The organism is Halorarius halobius (genome assembly GCF_024298865.1).
In the GTDB taxonomy this organism is placed as follows: domain Archaea; phylum Halobacteriota; class Halobacteria; order Halobacteriales; family Haloarculaceae; genus Halorarius; species Halorarius halobius.
Genome location: NZ_CP101161.1, coordinates 2,303,001 through 2,321,350, shown reverse-complemented (window position 1 = coordinate 2,321,350; position 18,350 = coordinate 2,303,001). Strand labels below are relative to the sequence as shown.

At 68.6% G+C, this 18,350-nt stretch carries 19 protein-coding genes; 12 read left to right on the top strand and 7 right to left on the bottom strand.

All coding sequences use genetic code 11. The features are described 5' to 3' along the window. The first annotated feature begins 47 nt into the window (after positions 1-47). From NL112_RS12310 to NL112_RS12295, 4 genes are all read left to right on the top strand, one after another. The gene (locus NL112_RS12310) at positions 48-1,229 is read left to right on the top strand and encodes a PQQ-binding-like beta-propeller repeat protein (RefSeq protein WP_255149133.1); all 1,182 of its coding nucleotides are present in this window, start codon (positions 48-50) and stop codon (positions 1,227-1,229) included. A gap of 34 nt (positions 1,230-1,263) precedes the next feature. Beyond that, positions 1,264-2,385, top strand: a complete 1,122-nt coding sequence (locus NL112_RS12305) for a hypothetical protein (RefSeq protein ID WP_255149132.1) — start codon at positions 1,264-1,266, stop codon at positions 2,383-2,385. A 43-nt stretch (positions 2,386-2,428) separates the two neighbouring features. After that, on the top strand, positions 2,429-2,638 hold the full coding sequence (locus NL112_RS12300; protein WP_255149131.1) for a hypothetical protein: 210 nt from the start codon (positions 2,429-2,431) through the stop codon (positions 2,636-2,638). Positions 2,639-2,699: 61 nt separating this feature from the next. Next, positions 2,700-3,314 (top strand): ArsR/SmtB family transcription factor, encoded by a 615-nt coding sequence (locus NL112_RS12295; RefSeq protein WP_255149130.1) that lies wholly within the window; start codon positions 2,700-2,702, stop codon positions 3,312-3,314. Here the strand turns inward: NL112_RS12295 and NL112_RS12290 are convergent. Together NL112_RS12290 and NL112_RS12285 are read right to left on the bottom strand one after the other, a co-directional pair. Then, positions 3,311-3,991, bottom strand: a complete 681-nt coding sequence (locus tag NL112_RS12290; RefSeq protein WP_255149129.1) for a metal-dependent transcriptional regulator — start codon at positions 3,989-3,991, stop codon at positions 3,311-3,313. The genes NL112_RS12295 and NL112_RS12290 overlap by 4 nt on opposite strands. A 51-nt stretch (positions 3,992-4,042) precedes the next feature. Next, a complete protein-coding gene (locus NL112_RS12285) occupies positions 4,043-4,330 on the bottom strand; it encodes a DUF7967 family protein (protein WP_255149128.1) in 288 nt (95 codons plus the stop codon). 108 nt (positions 4,331-4,438) lie between these two features. Here NL112_RS12285 and hisD point away from each other — a divergent pair, with 108 nt between their 5' ends. Together hisD and NL112_RS12275 are read left to right on the top strand one after the other, a co-directional pair. After that, positions 4,439-5,710 (top strand): histidinol dehydrogenase, encoded by a 1,272-nt coding sequence (hisD, locus tag NL112_RS12280; RefSeq protein ID WP_255149127.1) that lies wholly within the window; start codon positions 4,439-4,441, stop codon positions 5,708-5,710. Positions 5,711-5,817: 107 nt separating this feature from the next. Next, positions 5,818-6,183 (top strand): HesB/IscA family protein, encoded by a 366-nt coding sequence (locus NL112_RS12275; RefSeq protein WP_255149126.1) that lies wholly within the window; start codon positions 5,818-5,820, stop codon positions 6,181-6,183. A 145-nt stretch (positions 6,184-6,328) separates the two neighbouring features. Here NL112_RS12275 and NL112_RS12270 read toward each other — a convergent pair whose 3' ends face one another. Continuing rightward, positions 6,329-6,529 carry a dodecin gene (locus NL112_RS12270; protein WP_255149125.1) on the bottom strand — a complete coding sequence of 67 codons (201 nt, stop codon included), beginning with the start codon at positions 6,527-6,529 and terminating at the stop codon, positions 6,329-6,331. A gap of 178 nt (positions 6,530-6,707) precedes the next feature. Between NL112_RS12270 and NL112_RS12265 the strand changes: the two genes are divergently transcribed. After that, positions 6,708-7,385 carry a glycerophosphodiester phosphodiesterase gene (locus tag NL112_RS12265; protein ID WP_255149124.1) on the top strand — a complete coding sequence of 226 codons (678 nt, stop codon included), beginning with the start codon at positions 6,708-6,710 and terminating at the stop codon, positions 7,383-7,385. Positions 7,386-7,388: 3 nt separating this feature from the next. Here NL112_RS12265 and NL112_RS12260 read toward each other — a convergent pair whose 3' ends face one another. Further along, positions 7,389-9,698 (bottom strand): S8 family serine peptidase, encoded by a 2,310-nt coding sequence (locus NL112_RS12260; RefSeq protein WP_255149123.1) that lies wholly within the window; start codon positions 9,696-9,698, stop codon positions 7,389-7,391. Positions 9,699-9,905: 207 nt separating this feature from the next. Here NL112_RS12260 and sucC point away from each other — a divergent pair, with 207 nt between their 5' ends. Together sucC and sucD are read left to right on the top strand one after the other, a co-directional pair. Beyond that, positions 9,906-11,048: an ADP-forming succinate--CoA ligase subunit beta gene (gene sucC / locus NL112_RS12255; RefSeq protein WP_255149122.1), complete on the top strand. Its 1,143-nt coding sequence runs from the start codon at positions 9,906-9,908 to the stop codon at positions 11,046-11,048. Between the two features lies 1 nt (position 11,049). Beyond that, positions 11,050-11,919 (top strand): succinate--CoA ligase subunit alpha, encoded by an 870-nt coding sequence (gene sucD, locus NL112_RS12250; RefSeq protein WP_255149121.1) that lies wholly within the window; start codon positions 11,050-11,052, stop codon positions 11,917-11,919. A 168-nt stretch (positions 11,920-12,087) separates the two neighbouring features. Here the strand turns inward: sucD and NL112_RS12245 are convergent, their stop codons facing one another. Further along, a complete protein-coding gene (locus tag NL112_RS12245; protein ID WP_255149120.1) occupies positions 12,088-12,921 on the bottom strand; it encodes a hypothetical protein in 834 nt (277 codons plus the stop codon). A 188-nt stretch (positions 12,922-13,109) separates the two neighbouring features. Between NL112_RS12245 and NL112_RS12240 the strand changes: the two genes are divergently transcribed. Beyond that, positions 13,110-14,441 carry a cytochrome P450 gene (locus tag NL112_RS12240; RefSeq protein ID WP_255149119.1) on the top strand — a complete coding sequence of 444 codons (1,332 nt, stop codon included), beginning with the start codon at positions 13,110-13,112 and terminating at the stop codon, positions 14,439-14,441. A gap of 11 nt (positions 14,442-14,452) precedes the next feature. Here the strand turns inward: NL112_RS12240 and NL112_RS12235 are convergent, their stop codons facing one another. Together NL112_RS12235 and NL112_RS12230 are read right to left on the bottom strand one after the other, a co-directional pair. Then, the gene (locus tag NL112_RS12235) at positions 14,453-15,097 is read right to left on the bottom strand and encodes a DUF7504 family protein (protein WP_255149118.1); all 645 of its coding nucleotides are present in this window, start codon (positions 15,095-15,097) and stop codon (positions 14,453-14,455) included. 100 nt (positions 15,098-15,197) lie between these two features. Continuing rightward, positions 15,198-15,509 carry a hypothetical protein gene (locus tag NL112_RS12230; RefSeq protein ID WP_255149117.1) on the bottom strand — a complete coding sequence of 104 codons (312 nt, stop codon included), beginning with the start codon at positions 15,507-15,509 and terminating at the stop codon, positions 15,198-15,200. Positions 15,510-15,629: 120 nt separating this feature from the next. On the opposite strand from NL112_RS12230, the gene NL112_RS12225 reads away from it, so the two are divergent. Together NL112_RS12225 and NL112_RS12220 are read left to right on the top strand one after the other, a co-directional pair. Then, positions 15,630-16,382 (top strand): ester cyclase, encoded by a 753-nt coding sequence (locus NL112_RS12225; RefSeq protein WP_255149116.1) that lies wholly within the window; start codon positions 15,630-15,632, stop codon positions 16,380-16,382. Between the two features lie 3 nt (positions 16,383-16,385). Then, positions 16,386-17,429 (top strand): tyrosine-type recombinase/integrase, encoded by a 1,044-nt coding sequence (locus NL112_RS12220; RefSeq protein ID WP_255149115.1) that lies wholly within the window; start codon positions 16,386-16,388, stop codon positions 17,427-17,429. Positions 17,430-18,350 lie beyond the last annotated feature (921 nt).

Here is an 18,350-nt window from a genome sequence, read left to right as displayed (position 1 = left end):
CCCGGACCGACGACTTTATTCCGGACGATTCGATACTGCAACGTAGGATGAGCGACGACCGAGCGGCCGATTCTCCGGCGGACGTCTCGCGGCGCGCGCTGCTCGCGACGGGCGCGGCGGCGCTGGCCGCCGGCTGTCAGGTGGGTCCCCTCGAGGGCGACGACCCCGGGCGGACCGTCGCCGTCGACTGCGACCGGTCGACCGGCTGGCGCCAGTACCAGACCGACGCCGCGAACTCGGGGGTGCGGGCCGCCCGCCCGCCGAGCCTCGACGGCGACATCGAGCGGCTGGCCCCCGTGGGCGAGCGCAACGGCGGCGTCGCCGTCGGCGACGACGGCGTCTACTTCGGCGACCAGCAGTCGGTGCGAGCGCTCGACGTCGCGGGCCGGGAGCGCTGGCGCCGCGAGTTCCGCTCGCTCGTGTACGCGACGCCCGTGCTCGTCTGCGACGCCGTCGTCGTTCAGGCGTCGACGCGGACCGTCGCGCTCGACCGGGGCGACGGGACCACGCTGTGGGAGGCCGACGCAGGCGCCCAGTTCTCGGAGCCGCTGTTCGACGGCGAGCGGCTGTTCGTCGCGGGCGGCGTGACGGCCGCCGTCGACGTCGCGGACGGCACGGTCCGCTGGTCGACCGACCTCGACGTCGACCCGTGGGGCTGCTGTCTCGGCGACGGGACGCTCGTCGTCGCCGGACCGACCGACGACGGCGGCGCGCTCGTCGGCCTCGACGCCGCGTCGGGCGAGCGGCTGTGGCGGACGGACCTGTCGCGGGCGCTCAAGGCCGCGCCGACGTTCCGGGACGGCGTCGCCTACGTGCCCGACGAGGGGAACGGCGTCCACGCGGTCGACGCCGCGACCGGCGACCTGCTGTGGCAACGCCGACCCTACGACGAGATCCCGGGCGACCGGCGAGCCAGTTCGCCCACGGCCACCGGCGAGTCGGTGGTGGTCCCGAGCGGCAACGGCGGGACGACCGTCGGGGTCGACCCCTCGACGGGCGAGCGCCGGTGGTCGGTCGAGACTGGGCCGACGCTCGCGCCGCCGGTCGCCACCGGGGCGGGCGTCCTCGTGGGCACGATGAACGAGGGGCTGTTCCGTGTCGGTCCCGACGGCGACGTGCGGGGGCGGCGTTCCGACACCCGCGCCGGCTCGCAGATGGCGCTGACCGACGCCGGGCTGTTCTACAAGACCGCCGGCCTCGACCCGGGACTCGTTCGTTTCACCGAATAGAAGTATTTAACAAATCCTATTATTACTAGCTAATATGGGCGAAAACAACCGCCCGGCAAGTGAGCACGGCGAGTCGAGCGACGGACGACAGACCGGCGGCACCCGCCGCGATATGCTGAAGACCGTGGCCGCGACCGGCTTGGCCGGCGTCGGTCTCACGGGAGCGTCGGGGTCCGTGGTGGCGAGCGACCCCTGGACGGGCACGACGGTCGCGGCCTACCGCGACCGCTCCCGCGCGCTCTCGGAGGCGGACGTCCGGGACCTCCAGGACCGCGCGCTGGAGGCGTACCGCGCGGCGACCGGTGCCGAGGCACCCAGGGTCGTCGGCACGCCCGACGCCTGGTCCGACGAGGTCGAGACCGACGTCGAGGTGGTGTCGTACGCGCTGAAGCTCTACCCGGACGGTACCTCCGAATACCACGCCGGCATCGTCGAGAAGGGCAAGCCAGCGGCGAACGTGTCGCGGGCCCACGACGCGACGCGCTCAACGGCTGCCGCGCTGAAGGACGCGGACGCGGCCACCGCCACCAGCTCCGGGGTGTCGACCCAGTCGGACGACGCCAACTACGAGTACGTCGCCGGCGGTACGACGACCAACCCCGGCTGTCCGGAGGGGACGCTGTCGGTCTCCTCGGAGGTGTACGAGTTCGTCGCCGAGGGGTCGAGCCGGACGCTGTTCTCCACGCAGGCGGACTTCCAGGCGATTCCCGGCAACAAGGACCCGGACTGCAACGGCGCCTGGTACAACGGCTACACCGACCAGGCCGCCCACCAGTGGGACAAGTCGGAGCTCTCGGGCGCCCAGCAGGTCGACCACGAACCCCAGGGCGCGAAGAGCGGCACCCAGAGCGCCACGTTCTCGCTGTCGACGCAGGGGGCCGAGATATCGTGGTCGTACGACCAGCCGAACGTCGAGCGTGACGACAACAGCACCCTCGACCAGGCGAACTGGTACTACGACTACAACTCACAGGACGCGGCCGGTGCGACCTGCGTCTGGGAGACCGGTAGCGAGGCGGAGTTCGACCGGTACCAGGACCCCGACTACGGCGACAAGATAAACAAGGGCTACTTCAAGCATCGGTTCTTCGACAAGCTCAACTACGGCCGCGAGATGAAGGACCTGGCGTACGACTACCGCTACGGCTACAAGTAGGGCCGCTCGTCAGCCTTTTGTCCCCGCTCGCGAACGTCACTCCGTGAACCGCGACACGTTCGTCACCGTCGCGCTCGTCACGTTCGGGCTCGTGCTCGTGAGCTTCGTCGTGATGGGCTTCTCGCGCATCGTCCTCCCGTACCGGACGGCGCGGCTCCTGGCGGCCCCCACGACCCTGCTCGCGGCGCTTGGCGCGGCGTTCCTGTTCGTGCGGTCGCTACTCGCGGTGACCGGCATCCGCCCGCTCGAATGACTCAAAGGCCCGGTTGATGTACCGGAACAGGCTTTTCACGTCCGGCGACTACTCGCACACGATGGGACTGTTGCCGTCGCGCGTGTTCGCCGATCCCGACCCCGACGAGCCACGGGTGCTCGACATCGAGGGTGCGGACGCCGACCGGGCGTTCGAGGCGCTCTCCTCGGAGACCGCCCGCCGCATCCTCGCGGCCATCTACGACCAGCCGCGCACCCCGACCGAGGTGCGCGAGGAGGTCGGAACCTCGCTCCAGAACGTCCACTACCACCTCGACAAACTCGAATCCGCGGAGCTCATCGAGCCCGCGGGCACCGGCTACTCGGAGAAGGGTAACGAGATGACCGTCTACGCGCCCCGCAACGAGGCGCTCGTCCTCTTTGCGGGCCACGACCACGACCGCTCGCGCATCGAGTCGCTACTCCAGCGGGTCGCGTGGGCGTTCGTCGCGCTCGTCGCCGTCACCGCCGCCATCGAGTTGTGGACCCGCCGGCAGGCACAGCGGGCGACCGAGTCGGTGTCGCTGACGGCCGACGCGGTCGCCGACCAGTCGTATCAGTCACAGAGCCAGCCCGGACTCATCGAGGCGCTCGCCTCGGACCCGGCGGTCGTGTTCTTCCTCGGCGGCCTGCTGATGCTCGCGGTGATGTCGGCGTACTGGTACTGGCGGGGTTAAGCGGGCGCCTCCTCCCGCTCCTCGGCGGGCACCGTCTCGATGAGCCGCGCGATTTCCTCGGGGAGCGACTGTTCGCCGTTCTCCGTCTCGACGGTCACCATCCCGAACGGCGCGATGTCGACGACGCGGACGACCTCGCCGGGTTCGACGCCCGCGTCCGCGAGATACCGGAGTTCCTCGTCGCCCTGATGGCGGATGCGCCGCACGCGCAGGCGGTCGCCCTCGCCCGCGCTCGACAACCGCGCCGTCTCCTCGGCGTCCGGCAGTTCGAGGTCGCGGTCCGGGATGGGGTCGCCGTGTGGGTCCGAGACCGGGTTGCCCAGCGCCTCCGCGATGCGGTCGGTCAACTCCTCGGAGACGTGGTGTTCGAGGCGGTCGGCCTCGTCGTGGACGTCCGCCCAGTCGTAGTCGAGCGCCTCCGTCAGGAACGATTCGAGCAGGCGGTGGTGCCGCAGAATCTCCAGCGCGACCACCTCCCCCTCGTCGGTGAGCGTCACGCCCTTGTACTCCTCGCGGTCGATCAGCCCCCGCTCCTCCAGTTTCTTCAGCATGCTCGACACCGTGGGGGACGTTACGTCGAGGTAGTCGGCCAGCGCCGACGTGGAGACCCGCTCGCCGGTCTCGTTCTCGATGGTGTAGATGGCCTTGATGTAGTCCTCCATCACGGCGCTGAGCATCGTTGTCCCTCCTTTCGGCCCCGCGAGGATAGTTCTTTACACCGCCCCCGGTCACACACCCTCGTCCGGGTCGTACTCCCCGCGCATTCGCTCTGCCTCGGTCGCGTACCGCTCGCGGGTCTCGGGGTCGTCGACGGCCTCGAGGTTCTCCGGGGCGGCATCCACCGCGGCCGTCGTCGTCCGCGCCGGCCCGGTAAAGGAGGTGAGCGCCCGCTCCTTCCGGAGCACCTGGCGACCGTCCGGCGTCGCGTACAGCAGGATGACGATGTTCTGTTCGTCGTCCGAGAACGTCCGCTCCACGAGCCACGCCCGGACCGTCCCCTGTTCGGTACCGTTCATGTCCGGCGTACGGGACGACGACCCAAAACGTTCGCGCCGGTATCTGCGGAGGCCCGGCAAGGGACCGCTGATGGAAACCGTTTTTCGCGGCCGCATCCACGTCCGGGTATGAACGTACGAGCCGTCGCGGAGCTCTCGCCGGAGGAGCGAGCGGCGCTGTTCGAGCGGGACGCCGGCGTCGACGACGCCCGCGAGACGGCCCGCGAGATACTCGACCGAGTCCGGGAGGAGGGTGACGTCGCGCTCCGGGAGCTGTCCCGCGAGCACGACGACGTGGAGGTCGGCACCCTCGATGTCACCGACGAGGCGGAACGCGCCTACGACCGCCTCGACCCGGACCTGCGCGGGCATATCGAGCGCGCCGCCGCGAACGTCGAGGCGTTCCACGAGGCCCAGTTGCCGGAGAACTGGACCCGCGAGTTCGAGGGCCGCGAACTGGGTCGGCGCTACCGCCCGCTCGAACGGGTCGGGGCGTACGTCCCCGGCGGGACGGCCGCCTACCCCTCGTCGGCGCTGATGACCGTCGTACCCGCGACCGTCGCGGGCGTCGACCACGTCGCCGTCGCCACGCCGCCCGCCGACCAGTTGAACGACGCGACGCTCGCGGCCATCCACGTCGCGGGCGCCGACGCCGTCTACCAGGTCGGCGGCGCACAGGCCGTCGCCGCCCTCGCGTACGGCACCGAGACCGTCTCGCGGGTCCAGAAGGTGGTCGGCCCGGGCAACCGGTTCGTCACCGCCGCGAAAGCCGAGGTGCGGGCCGACTGCGACATCGACTTCCTCGCGGGGCCCTCGGAGGTGCTGGTGGTCGCCGACGACACCGCCGACCCCGAGTTGGTCGCGTCGGACCTCGTCGCACAGGCGGAACACGACCCCAACGCCGCCGTCGCCGCGGTCACCGACGACGAAGCGACCGCGGAGGCCATCGCCGAGGCGGCCGTCGAGCAGGCCGCCGAGCGCGAGCGCCGCGAGGTCATCGAGGCCGCACTCGACAACGACGCCTCCGGCGTGTTCACCGCCCGCTCGATGTCGGAGGCGGTGCTGTTCGCCGCGGAGTACGCCGCCGAACACCTCTCCATCCAGGCCGCGAACGACGAGGAACTGCTGGAGCGCATCGAGGTGGGCGGGAGCGTGTTCCTCGGCCCCTGCTCGCCCGTGGCGGCGGGCGACTACGCCGCCGGCCCGAACCACGTGCTCCCGACCGGGGGGCTGGCGCGGACGCAGGGCGGACTGTCGGTCGACGAGTTCCTCGTCTCCCAGACGGTTCAGCGACTCGACCGCGAGGCGCTCGACGACATCGCCGACACGGTGACCGCGCTCGCGGAGGCGGAGGGGCTGGAGGCGCACGCCGAGAGCGTCCGGAAGCGGTTCGAGAAGTAGCGTGGCCGACCGCAGAGAGGCCACGGAGACCGAGCGGAGGCGACCGGAGCGAGCGACACGCCAGTAGCGTCGCCAACGTTTTGTCGGTGTAGCCGAATCCAACGTACATGAGCACCGCCGACGCCACGGAGGACGCCACGGACCCCGTCCGCGCCACCGAGGACGCCGCCTCGCAGGCGCTCGAGTTGATGGACGGGGAGGGGATGGACGCCGACGTGGGTGGCCTCCGCCTGTTCGTCCAGCAGGGGGGCTGTGCGGGTCTCTCCTACGGGATGCGGTTCGAGCACGAACCCGAAGACGACGACCACGTCTTCGAGCACCACGGCCTCCGGCTCATCGTCGACCCGTCGAGCATGAACTACATCGACGGCTCCGTCCTCGAGTTCGAGGGCGGCCTCCAGGGCGCGGGGTTCCACGTCGAGAACCCGAACGTCGAGACCGAATGCGGCTGTGGCGAGTCGTTCCGGACGTAGCCGGGGCTGTCCAGTTCTCTCGCGGGGGCGATACGCTCTCTCCCCAGAGAGCCCCCGCTGGGGCGACGGCCCATCCCGCACGCGCCGTGCGGTCTCCGAGAGGTCGCTCGCGGTAGCCGGTGGCCGGCCGCGCGATGCTCCCTCGTTACTCCGCGAGTTCGAAGGCGACGGTCACCTCGGCCTGGTACTCGCGTCCCTCGACGGAGGCCACCTCGACGCCGAGTTCGTCCACCTCGACCCATTTCAGGTTGTCGAGGGTGCGCTCGGCGCGGTCGATGGCGTCGTCCGCGGCGGCGTCGAAGCTCTCCGAACTCGTCCCGATTAAGGTAATCTTCTTGAAGACCATCGCATCCGGCGGTTCGACCGCCTCGCTCGTAAAGGTATGCCCCGTGCTAGCGGGTGGGTCCCCCGTCGACCACCGGTCGCGGGCACCGTTCCGCGCCCGGGGACGGCGCCGGTGAGGCTGGTCGGTGCGTTGTCCCTTCCGACAGTCATTTATCCGCGGACCGTTGCTGGCGACGTGGATGCGACTCATCGCGCACCGCGGCTTCGCCGGGCAACACCCGGAGAACACCCTCCGTGCCGTCCGGAGCGCCGCCGAGTGCGCCGACGAGGTGGAGGTCGACGTCCGGCGCTGTGACTCCGGAGAGTTGGTCGCCATTCACGACGCCTCCGTCGACCGGGTGACCGACGGCTCCGGGCCAGTCTGTCGCCACAGCCTCGCCGAACTCCGCGACCTGCGGGTGCTCGACACCGACGAGACGGTGCCGACGCTGGAGGAAGTGCTCGACGCCGTCCCGCCGACGGTGGGCGTCAACATCGAACTGAAGGAGGTGGGGCTGGCCGACGACGCCGTGCGGCTCGCGCGCTCCGCGGAGCCGCAGGTCTGCGTCTCCTCGTTTCACGCCAACGAACTCGAGGGGTGTCGCGGTGCCGATTGCGAGGTCCCTCGTGCGTACCTGTTCGACGAGGCGTCGGACCAGGCGATGGAGTTCGCACGCGACCTCGACTGTTCGTTCGTCCACCCGAGCCTCGACTGCTGTACCGAGCGGCTGGTGGGCGATGCCCACGCCGCCGGCATGAGCGTCAACGTCTGGACGGTGCGGGAGGCCACAGAGGCCGAACAGCTGGCCGACCTCGGCGTCGACGGCGTCATCGCCGACTTCGCGGACGTGCTTCCGGAGGCCGAACCTCCCCGGTGAGGCTCAGACGTTCGTCTGCGGCCCGAGGACGTACTCGGTGCTGGTCGTCCCCGACACGGCGACGAACCCGTCGTCGGCGGTCTCGCTCGATTTCACCTCGACCGGCCCGAAGTCGTACGGCCCGGTCTGCTGGGGGCCGCTCGGCGCCTCGACGAAGTAGGTGAACTCGGCGGTTCCGTCGCCGGTCGCCGCGTTCACCTCGCTCGCGGTGAACGTGACCGTATCGCCCGCCGCGTTCGTCGAGCAGTCGTCACCGGTCGCGACGACGCTCCAGCCGTCCGGCATCGTCTCGCGGGCCGCCGACACGTCGTGGCTGAGCGTGTCGACCGTGACGGTCACCTGATTCGTCTGCCCGCCGGTGAACGCCGAGCCGTCGTCCGACCGGCTCCCGGTCGCCGAGATGAACTCCGGCTGGCTCACCGACGCCAGCCGCGTGTTCGCGGGCGCGGGGTCGTCACCTTTCTCGGCCAACTCGACGGCCGCGACGGCGTCGACCAGCCCGGCACCCGCGTTGAACGGCGTGTAGTCGGCCTCAGCGTTCGCCGTGGCCGCCTTCTCCATGATGTGGATGACCTGCTCGGGGCCGGGGTAGGTGCCCCCGTTGTTCCGGTAGTACGCCTCGATGACCTGCGCGGTGACGCCGGAGGTGACCGGACACGACATCGACGTGCCCGACAGCGCGGCGTACAGCGCGCCGGTGTCGGCCGGCGAGGCGCCGTACGTCGCCTCCGTCGCCTTCAGCGCGGAGACGCCCATCGTCGAGACGACGGCGCTCCCGGGCGCGATGACGCTCGGCCGGTAGACGCCGTAGGGGCCGGAGACGTCCGCGCCCGTCGCTTCGCCCTTCTCGGTGACCGAGACGGTCGCCTGCGTGACGACGTTCGCCCACGGGTTGATTTCGAGGACGTAGCTGTTCGCGGGGTCGGCGGCCGTCCGGATGCGCTCACCGGGACTCCCGCTCGTCGAGGAGGCGACGACGGGGCCGTCCTGGCCGCCCTCGTGCAGGTAGACGTCGAGGTCCTGCTGGCCCGTCGTCCACGACACCTCGATGTCGAGGAACTCCGTCTCGCCGGCGAGTTCCTTCAGCGACACGAACGTCGAGGGGCCGGCGCCCGGCGCGCCGGCGATGCCACCGGCGTCGGTGCCCGGCGTCACGACGGTCGACTTATCGTAGGAGTTCACCGTCGGGCGGGAACTACCGCCCGCGTGGTACGCGCGGACGTTGTCCAGCGCCGTATCGCGGTCCTCGGTCGTGTAGCCGCCGTTGGCCTCGAACTCGTCCCACCGGGCGCCCTCGCCCTGCTCGTAGTCGGCCGTGCGGCCACGCGAGGAGAACTCGGTGGGGCGTTTCGTCGCGTCGGCGCCCGACCCCTGTCCGTCGTGGCTCGCGGCCACACAGAGGATGTACGGCGCGGTCTTGGCGCCGCCGAGCGTGTTCGGGGCCGGCCCGGAGTTGCCCGCCGAGGAGACGACGACCATGCCGGCGTCGAACGCTCGCCACGTCGCCGTCTCCTGGGCGCCGGCGGGGTTGAAGTCGTTGCCGCCCGCCGAGCCGTAGGAGTTCGAGGTGATGCGGATTATCTCGTCCTCGCTGGGTGCCGTGCCGGGTGCGTGGTTCGCCAGCAGGTGGTTGTACGCGGCCACCGACTGGAGGATGGAGACCGCCGCGCCCGTCGAGTACACCGTCAGGTCCGCGTCGGGCGCCATCCCCTCGTAGTCGGGGTTGCGGTTCCCCTCGCCACACACCGACCCCGCACAGTGGGTACCGTGGCCGATGTCGTCGGTGTCGGCGACGCCGGCGTCGACCCACGAGGTGTCGTTGCTCAGCGGATTCGTGAACTGGTAGTTGTGCCGCAGGCGGTCCTGCAGGTCCGGGTGGTAGGCGTCGACGCCCGAGTCGATGACCGCGACGTGGACGCCGTCGCCCGTGTAGCCCAGGTCGAACCGCTCCTGGACATCGTCGGCGTTGGTCGCGGTCTGGGCCTCGCCGTTGTGCCACTCCAACTCGCGGTTCGCCTCGACGTAGCGGACCTGCTGGAGCTCCGCGATGCGTTCGAGGACGCCGCCCGCGGCCTTCGTGTACACCACGTCGAGCATCTCCATCTCGAACGTGCCCATCGGCAGGTCGAACCGGTCGAGGACGCCGTAGTCGGCGCCGGGTTCGAACACGACCAGCGCGCCCTGCAGGTCGTCGCTGTCCACGTCGAGCGCGTCGTCGATGTCGGGCGCGGCCGCCGCGCCGGTCGTGGCGAACAGCGACGCGCCTGCGGCCGCTCCAGTCCCCTTCAGTACCGTCCGTCTGTTCACGTCCATCTGTACGTACACGCTTCGAGTGCCCCCTAAAACGGATTCTGACAAAACCGTCAAAACGAACGTTCAGCCGAATGGTACCACATGACACGGCCCGGGTCGCAGTTGGGTCTGACGGGGGCGACGCCCGAGGGAAGCGGGCCGCGGGTGTGAGGGTCGTGCGCAAATATAGCGGGATTTAAGCGGGGTGCGAGGGTCCTTCGAGATGGAATGAAACTGCACGAGTATCAGGCGAAGGGTGTCTTCGCCGACGCCGGGCTCCCGGTCCCGGACTCGACGCTCGCGTCCACCGTCGACGAGGCGGTGGCGGCCGCGGGCGACGTCGGCTACCCCGTCGCCATCAAGGCCCAGGTACAGGTGGGCGGCCGCGGCAAGGCGGGCGGCATCAAACTCGCCGAGAACGAGGAGGAAGCCCGAGAGGCCGCCGACGCCATCCTCGGAATGGACCTGAAGGGGCTCCACGTCGACCAGGTGCTCGTCGAGGAGGCCGTCGACTTCGTCAACGAACTGTACGTGGGCGTGACGATGGACCGCGGCGAGGGCAAGCCCGTCGCCATGGTCTCCACCGAGGGCGGCGTCGACATCGAGGAGGTGGCCGCCGAGACGCCGGAGGCCATCGCCCGCGAGCACGTCGACCCCGCGTTCGGCCTCCAGCCGTATCAGGCGCGCCGCGCCGTCTTCGAGGCCGGCGTCGACCGCGACGTGGCGATGGACGTGGCGAGCGTCCTCACCACGCTGTACGACCTCTGGGCGTCGAAGGACGCGACCGAAATCGAGGTCAACCCCGTGATGATAACGGCCGAGGGCGACGTGGTCTGTGCGGACGCCGTCATGAACATCGACGACGACGCGCTGTTCCGCCACGAGGACCTCGCGGCGATGGAGGACGAGGCCGCCGAGGACGAACTCGAGGCGAAGGCCAACGAGTACGGCTTCGACTACGTGCGCCTGTCGGGTAACGTCGGTATCATCGGCAACGGCGCGGGACTGGTGATGACGACGCTGGACCTGGTCGACCACTACGGTGGCTCCCCGGCCAACTTCCTCGACATCGGCGGCGGCGCGAAGGCCGAACGGGTCGCCAACGCGCTCGACATGGTGTTCTCCGACGAGAACGTCGATTCGGTCGTGTTCAACATCTTCGGCGGTATCACCCGCGGCGACGAGGTGGCGAAGGGCATCAACGAGGCGCTCGAACAGTTCGAGGAGATACCCAAACCGGTCGTCGTCCGCCTCGCGGGCACCAACGCCGAGGAGGGGATGGAGATACTGAACACGGACCTCGTGACCGTGGAATCGACGCTGGAGGACGCCGTCCAGCGTGCGGTCGAATACTCCGAGGAGGGGAACTGACATGTCCATCTTAGTCGACAACGACACGCGCGTCGTGGTACAGGGCATCACCGGCGGTGAGGGCCGATTCCACACCGAGCAGATGATGGAGTACGGGACGAACGTCGTCGCCGGCGCGGTGCCGGGCCGCGGCGGCCAGGAGGTCGCCGGCGTCCCCGTCTACGACACCGTTCGCGGCGCCGCCCGCGAGGCGGACGCCAACGCCAGCGTCGTGTTCGTCCCGCCCGCGTTCGCGGCGGACGCGCTGATGGAGGCACTCGACTCGCCGGTCGACCTCGTGGTCGCCATCACCGAGGGCATCCCCCAGCAGGACATGGCGAAGGTGTACAAGCGCCTGAAGGAGACCGACACGGTGCTCATCGGGCCGAACTGCCCCGGCATCATCACGCCCGGCGAGGCGAAACTCGGCATCCTGCCGGGCAACATCTTCTCCGAGGGTGACGTGGGGCTGGTCTCCCGGTCGGGGACGCTGACGTACCAGGTCGTCGACAACCTCACCCAGCGGGGCATCGGCCAGACCACCGCCGTCGGCATCGGGGGCGACCCCATCATCGGCACGGACTTCGTCGACGCCCTGGAGTTCTTCGAGAACGACCCCGACACGAAGGCCGTCGCCATGTGCGGCGAAATCGGCGGCGAGGACGAGGAGGAGGCCGCCCGCTACATCGCCGAGTACATGGACACGCCCGTCGCCGGCTTCATCGCCGGCCGGACCGCTCCGCCGGGCAAGCGGATGGGCCACGCCGGCGCCATCGTCTCCGGGTCGGGCACCGGCACCGCCGAGTCGAAGATCTCGGCGCTCAACGACGCCGGCGTCCCCGTGGGCGACACCCCCGACGAAGTCGCCGACCACATCGAGGAGTTCCTGTAACCCCACTCCCCTCTCGTTCTGCCGCTCGACGACACCGACGCCGACCGTCACGACCGGCACCGACATCCGATTCACGACCGGCACCGACATCCGATTCACGACCGTCGGGTGCGGAGACGCCACTGACGAACTGACTGGTCAGCGGCGAGAAGAGTGGGAAAGCGAGCGTCAGCCGAGCAGGCCGCCGTCACCAAGCAGGCCCCCGTCCGGCGTGGGCGTCGGGGTCGGACTCGGCGTCGGCGAAGCCGTCGGCGTCGGGGTCGGAGTTGGCGTCGGCGTGGGCGACGGCGTCGGGGTGGGCGAGGCCGTCGGACTCGGCGTCGGCGAAGCCGTCGGTGTCGGCGTGGGCGAGGCCGTCGGACTCGGCGTCGGCGAAGCCGTCGGCGTCGGGGTGGGCGAGGCCGTCGGACTCGGCGTCGGCGTCGAGGCAGGTGCGGCCGGCTCGACCCGCTGTGGTCCCTGGAAGCCGAACAGGCCGGCCGTCGACGCGACGGAGACGCTGGCACCGATCATACCGACGGCGAACAGCGCGAACAACGCGAGCTTCAGGTTCGGCGCGTCGAACGTCGGGAGCACGACCCCGGGCTCGAACTCGGGTGTGTCGCCGGCCGTCTCGCCCGCGGCCTCGCTCGTCGCGGCCGCGCCGGCCGACGGCTCCGGCGAGGCCAGGTCGGCGGCCGCGCTCTCGCCGAGCCAGCCGCCGATGTCGAAGCCACCCGCCTCGAGTTCGAAGGCGGCGGACTCGGCCGTCTCCTCGACCGGGTCGGCCGACGGCTCGTCCAGCGGCTCGGTCGCGCCCTCGCCGAGCCAGCCGTCGAAGTCGAACCCCGCGACGTCGACCTCCACGTCGTCGGCCTCGGCTGTCGGCTCCTCGTCGATGCTTTCTCCCGTGTCGTCGCCGGTTATCCAGTCGGCGAAATCGAAGGCACGGTCCCCCGTCTCCTCCTCTGGAGCGTCGGCGGTGTCGTCGTCGGTGTCGTCCCACTCTGGTATGTCTGTCATGTGGCCCGTAACTGCCTCCTGGGTGGAGACCGCCGGTGCGTGCCCGACGGTCGAGCCCCTCTTGTGCGCCTCTGCTTCCGGGTCCCCCATCAGTGTGACGCCGTGCACATCGGGGTCTTTAATTCGGGAACCGGCGGACGGGCCGGGAGAGCTGAACGTTTTAGCGACTGCAGGCCCTCAGTACGGGCATGCGAGCCAAGCCGCCGGGACCGAAGGGCGTCCCCTTGCTCGGCAACACCCACCAGTACGCCCGCGACCCGTTCACGTTCATGACGGCCGTCGGGCGGGCGTACGGCGACGTGGCGCGGTTCCAACTTGCCGACCGCGAGACGTTCATGCTGACCGGACCGGACGACATCGAGCAGGTGCTCGTCGCCGGCGAATCCCAGTTCCGCAAGCCCGTGTTCGGCGACGACGCGGTCCAGGAACTCCTCGGCAACGGGCTGTTGCTGTCGGACGGCGAGTTCTGGCGCGAACAGCGGGCGCGGGCGGCCCCGGCGTTCGACCCCCGTCGAATCACGGGCATGGCCGACCGCATGGTCGCCCACACCGAGCGACACGTCGCCGACTGGGAGGCCGGCGACGTGGTCGACATCCGGTCGGAACTGGCTGAACTGACGGTGAAGATAATCGCCGACGCGATGTTCGAGACGACGCTCGACGACGACACCACCGAGCGCATCCAGACGGCGCTGGAACCGCTGGGCAAGCGGTTCGAACCCGACGCCGTCCGCTTTCTGACGCCGAACTGGGTTCCGACCCGCGAGAACCGCGAGTTCCACGACGCCGTCGGAACGCTCGAGGACGTCCTCGACGACGTGGTCGCCGAGCGCCGCGCCGCGGGCATCGACGACGACGCAGGGGACCTGCTGGCCATCATGCTCCGGGCGGCCGAAGCCGGCGACATCGACGATGCCGTCCTGCGTGACGAACTGATGACGATGCTTCTGGCGGGCCACGACACGACGGCGCTGGCGCTCACCTACGCGATGTACCTGCTCGACGAGAACCCCGAGGCCCGTGACCGGCTCAACGCGGAGATAGAGGAGGTGGTGACGGGCGACGCGCCGACGGCCGCGGAGGCCCGAGAGATGGCGTTCGCCTCGCGCGTGCTCAACGAGTCGATGCGGCTGTATCCGCCGGTGTACGTCATGTTCCGTCAGCCACGGACCGACGTGGAACTCGGGGGCTACCGCGTCCCCGAGGAGTCGATGGTGATGCTCCCGCAGTGGGTCGTCCACCGCGACCCGCGCTACTACGACGACCCGGAGACGTTCGACCCCGACCGCTGGACGAGCGAGCGGAGCCGCGACCGGCCGAACTACGCGTTCTTCCCGTTCGGCGGCGGCCCCCGCGTCTGCATCGGCAAGCAGTTCTCGCTGCTGGAGGCGCGGCTCATCCTCGGCGTCGTCTGCCAGCGGTTCGAACTCCACCGCACGACGGACGACCCCCTCGAACTACGGCCGTCGCTGACGATGCATCCCCGCGACCCCGTCGAGATGAAGTTGGTCGAGCGCTGAACCAGGCGTAGTCAGCGCCGCCGCCACTCCCCGTCCGGGCCGAGTTCGCGCACGTCGTCGAACAGGCTCCGGAGCGTGGCGACGGTCTGGTCGTCGTGCGCGTTCGGGTCCATGTGGAAATGTGCGCGGGCGCCCGAGGCCTCGACCCGCTGGGTCAGCAGGTGGACGAACTGGAACACCCGTTCGAGCTCCGCGAACTGCAGCAGCGTCGTCAGCGAGCGGAAACACAGCGCCAGTTCGCCGTCGGCGTCGTCCCACGAGGTGAGACACTGGCTCACCTTGATGCCGAGGCCGGTCAGGTCGCCGGGACTGGAGACGGAAGTGACCGACACCGAACTGCCGGGCAACGACATCGACTCACCGCCCGCGGCGGCCGCGGCGCTCCGCGTCGACTCGCCGGCCGTCACGACGGCCGTCCGCGCGGGCGTCCGCCCACAGTGACGGTCCCAGCGGCCGACCACGTCGTCGACCGTCCCGTCCAACTCGACCGCCAGGAGGTTCGCGTCGGCGGGGTCCTCCCGACACGCGAGGCCCACACAGCACGCGTCCACGTCCCGTGACATGGACGGTGCTAGCACCAGCACGCTCGCACCCTCGTCGGGCAGTGGCGGCGAGTCGGTGTCGCCGGTGCACGCCTCGGTCGTCGCAGGTCCCATCGCTTACCCAACCGTAGGAGCCGGCACCCCATAAGAGCCCGACCGTGTTATCACACGCTGAGAAGGGCGTCGGACACACGTCGAACGACCGATAGGTCGGCTACTCGTACGCCAGCCGAGTGAGCCTGTAGCGGTACCGGCGCCCGTCAGTCTCGACGACCAGCGTCAGGGTCCCGCCGTCGCGTTCGAGCCGTTCGAACACGTCCCCGAGGCTCCCCGGGTTCAGCGACGACGGCCCCGCCACGTCGAACTGGAGCCTCGCCGAGCGCCGACGCACGTCGTCCGTCTGGACCGCTCCGAGCGACACGACGGTGCCGCTGTCCCGGACGGTGACGTCGCCGGTGAGTTCCCAGGTGTGGTCACGGTACCGAACCTCCCGACCGCGGAGCGCATCCCAGTGGGTCTCGACCATAGCGGTAGCTCAACGAACCCACGTATCGGTGTTTCGCCGACGCACCCCTCACGCGAGACCCACGACCCGACCGATACAGCTATGCTACAGCGTAGCGTACCACGACGGTTGGTGACCGACATGGCGACTACCGACGACCGTCCGGGACAGACCGCCGGCGGCGAGCGACTCGTCGAGACGTTCCTGACGGCGTTCGTCGGCGGCGACCCGGACGCCGTCGCGGCGCTCGTGACCGACGACTGCGTCCTTCACCGGCCGCGCTGGCCGCTCGACACCGTGGGCCGGGAGGCCGTCGTCGAGACGACCCGGGAGATGGCGGGCACGTTCGCGGACGTCACCGTGACCGTCGAGGAGACGGTGGTCTCGGGCGACCGCATCGCGGCGTTCGTGACCGCAAGCGGGCAAAACGTCGGTCCGATGCGGGTCGAGGACCGCGAGATTGCACCGACCGGGCGGACGTTCGAGGTGCCGCAGTTCGGCATCTACCGCATCGAGGACGGACGCGTCGCAGAAGCGTGGCTACTCGCGGACGCGCTCGGCATCGTCGAACAACTCGGCAACCTGCCGACCGGACCGGGCGCGATGGTGGGTATCGCACTCCGACAGTTGCGGTGGCGACTCGGGGGCAGAAAACGGGTGGAGTGGGCAGAAAACGGGTGGAGTGAGCCACGATGGGGACCGAACGGAAGCGAGTTCGAACCGGACGACTCGGTCGTCGAGCGACGGCGTCAGAAGTGGGTCGGGGCGGATTCTCTCGCTTCGCCGTCTTGCGGTTTCCACCGCGACGACGGCTCCGCTCCCGCCGGCTCGCTCGCGCCCTTCGGACGCTCCCGTCGGCCCACCGAGGGCCGCGCCGTGTGTGGAGACCGATAACACATGGCGACCACAGACCCGCAACGACTGGCCGAACTGTTCATCAAAGACCGAACCGGCGAGAAGACCGCCTCGACCATCTACAACAATCGAGGTCACCTCAAGACATTCTACGAGTGGTGCGACGAGAATGGAATCGAATCCGTGCGCGACCTCGACGGCGAGACCTTCCTCGAATACAAGTTCTACCTCCGGCAGTCCCGTCGAGATACCACCATCCGAAACCACTTCTCGACCCTACGGACGTTCTTCCGATTCTGCGACCGTATCGACGCGACCGAAACCGACCAGAACCTCGCCACCAAACTGGAATCTCCCGACTTCTCGAAAGGCGACCTCTCCCGAGACGTGATGATGGATTTCCACGAAGTCGAACGGTTGCTGGAGTACCTACAGAAATTCGAGTACGCGACCACCCGCCACGCGATGTTCACCGTGTTCTGGCATACTGGCTGTCGGTGCGGGGCGCTCCGGGGACTGGACCTCTCCGACTACAAACCCCTCAAGCAACGGGAACACGGGCGGTACGCACTCATCCAGTTCAAGCACCGCCCCGAGACAAGGACACCGCTCAAGAACAAGTACGACGGCGAGCGGGAAGTCATTATCTGGCCCGAGTACGCCGAAATCATCGAAGACTACATCCAGATGAAACGCCCTGACCGGGAGGACGAATGCGGCAGGAAGGCGCTGTTTCCCAGTCCGTCCGGCCGGTACTCCAAGTCGAATATCCAAGCCATCATCTACGCTCTCACCCGGCCCTGCCACTACACCAACGAGTGCCCCCACGACCGGGACCAAGACACCTGCGAAGCCGCCTACTATGAATCCGCCTCGAAGTGCCCTTCCTCGCTCTCGCCGCACCCCATGCGGCGGACGGCGATTACCTACCACTTAGAGGAGAAGAACTGGACCTACGAGGCCGCATCGGGTCGGTTCGACGTATCCGGTGACGTTCTGCGGAACCATTACGACGAATCCACCGCGGAAGGCCAGCGGAAGACCCGAGCCGCGCACTTCTTCGACGGTGACCAAGGGGTCTTGTAGAAATCACTCGAAGCCGTCATGAGATTACTCTGATACATCGCCCAATGGGGTGAGTCTCTGCCTGCCGGCTACAGCAAGTACGCGGCCACCGCCCTAGACGTTACCCGAGCCGACTACCCAGATAGCCGCGGCGTTCTTGCCGAGTTCGAGATATTCAGTATCTTCGCCTGCGGACGACACTCGTTGAATCAATATTGGACCCCCGATACGTCCGTGGAAACCGAGCCACCCACTACGAAAACCCGATAATTGACAGAATTATTTAATACCCAGAAAGTTGTTATATCCTCCAAAATTCGGTCGGTTCAGAAGTCATGGAGATGCACCCTGAAGTATCCCAAAATAATACGAAAAACTCACGGATGCCCTGAGAGCGCCTGTGCGGCCCGTGGAGCCATTTCTCCCTCTGGATGATGAATCCCCTTCAGCCGATTCAAAAGTGGCTCAGAACGCATCCTCGTGCGTCTGGTAGGACATGGAGAGGGATGCAGAGTGTTCGTCAGCGAATCAGACATACTACTCCACATCTTCGGGCAGTTCCAAGGGCCGGCCTGAGGGGAGAAGGGGGAAACCCTACGGAAGGGGGTAGTGGGGAGTCCTAATAGGAACCCTCCTGTTTGGGATAGTCCTTTCTGGCAAGAACGACCCCTCCTAATGGGATAATCCTTTCTGGCAAGAACGACCCCTCCTGAACAGGGTATCCCGGGAATAGGATAAGCCTGGATAGGACTCCATTGTCTGGTTAGGGTCCCTTCTGGCAAGAACGAATCCCTTGACCTGGGCAGACGTAGTCGGGAGTTGCCTGCATGTATAGCCAGGGAGTGCTTCTGGCCAGCCTGGGTGTCTTCCTGAACAGAATCCGAATGTCACCAGGCTTGAGCAAGCAATTTATCACGGTTCCTAATATGTGACCCAAACGGT

Excerpts from the sequence above, each read along its gene's own strand:
- NL112_RS12310 (WP_255149133.1), top strand. The coding sequence starts at position 48 with ATGAGCGACGACCGAGCGGCCGATTCTCCGGCGGACGTCTCGCGGCGC.
- NL112_RS12305 (WP_255149132.1), top strand. The coding sequence starts at position 1,264 with ATGGGCGAAAACAACCGCCCGGCAAGTGAGCACGGCGAGTCGAGCGAC.
- NL112_RS12295 (WP_255149130.1), top strand. The coding sequence starts at position 2,700 with ATGGGACTGTTGCCGTCGCGCGTGTTCGCCGATCCCGACCCCGACGAG.
- NL112_RS12290 (WP_255149129.1), bottom strand. The coding sequence starts at position 3,991 with ATGCTCAGCGCCGTGATGGAGGACTACATCAAGGCCATCTACACCATC.
- NL112_RS12285 (WP_255149128.1), bottom strand. The coding sequence starts at position 4,330 with ATGAACGGTACCGAACAGGGGACGGTCCGGGCGTGGCTCGTGGAGCGG.
- hisD (WP_255149127.1), top strand. The coding sequence starts at position 4,439 with ATGAACGTACGAGCCGTCGCGGAGCTCTCGCCGGAGGAGCGAGCGGCG.
- NL112_RS12275 (WP_255149126.1), top strand. The coding sequence starts at position 5,818 with ATGAGCACCGCCGACGCCACGGAGGACGCCACGGACCCCGTCCGCGCC.
- NL112_RS12270 (WP_255149125.1), bottom strand. The coding sequence starts at position 6,529 with ATGGTCTTCAAGAAGATTACCTTAATCGGGACGAGTTCGGAGAGCTTC.
- NL112_RS12265 (WP_255149124.1), top strand. The coding sequence starts at position 6,708 with ATGCGACTCATCGCGCACCGCGGCTTCGCCGGGCAACACCCGGAGAAC.
- NL112_RS12260 (WP_255149123.1), bottom strand. The coding sequence starts at position 9,698 with ATGGACGTGAACAGACGGACGGTACTGAAGGGGACTGGAGCGGCCGCA.
- sucC (WP_255149122.1), top strand. The coding sequence starts at position 9,906 with ATGAAACTGCACGAGTATCAGGCGAAGGGTGTCTTCGCCGACGCCGGG.
- sucD (WP_255149121.1), top strand. The coding sequence starts at position 11,050 with ATGTCCATCTTAGTCGACAACGACACGCGCGTCGTGGTACAGGGCATC.
- NL112_RS12245 (WP_255149120.1), bottom strand. The coding sequence starts at position 12,921 with ATGACAGACATACCAGAGTGGGACGACACCGACGACGACACCGCCGAC.
- NL112_RS12240 (WP_255149119.1), top strand. The coding sequence starts at position 13,110 with ATGCGAGCCAAGCCGCCGGGACCGAAGGGCGTCCCCTTGCTCGGCAAC.
- NL112_RS12235 (WP_255149118.1), bottom strand. The coding sequence starts at position 15,097 with ATGGGACCTGCGACGACCGAGGCGTGCACCGGCGACACCGACTCGCCG.
- NL112_RS12230 (WP_255149117.1), bottom strand. The coding sequence starts at position 15,509 with ATGGTCGAGACCCACTGGGATGCGCTCCGCGGTCGGGAGGTTCGGTAC.
- NL112_RS12225 (WP_255149116.1), top strand. The coding sequence starts at position 15,630 with ATGGCGACTACCGACGACCGTCCGGGACAGACCGCCGGCGGCGAGCGA.
- NL112_RS12220 (WP_255149115.1), top strand. The coding sequence starts at position 16,386 with ATGGCGACCACAGACCCGCAACGACTGGCCGAACTGTTCATCAAAGAC.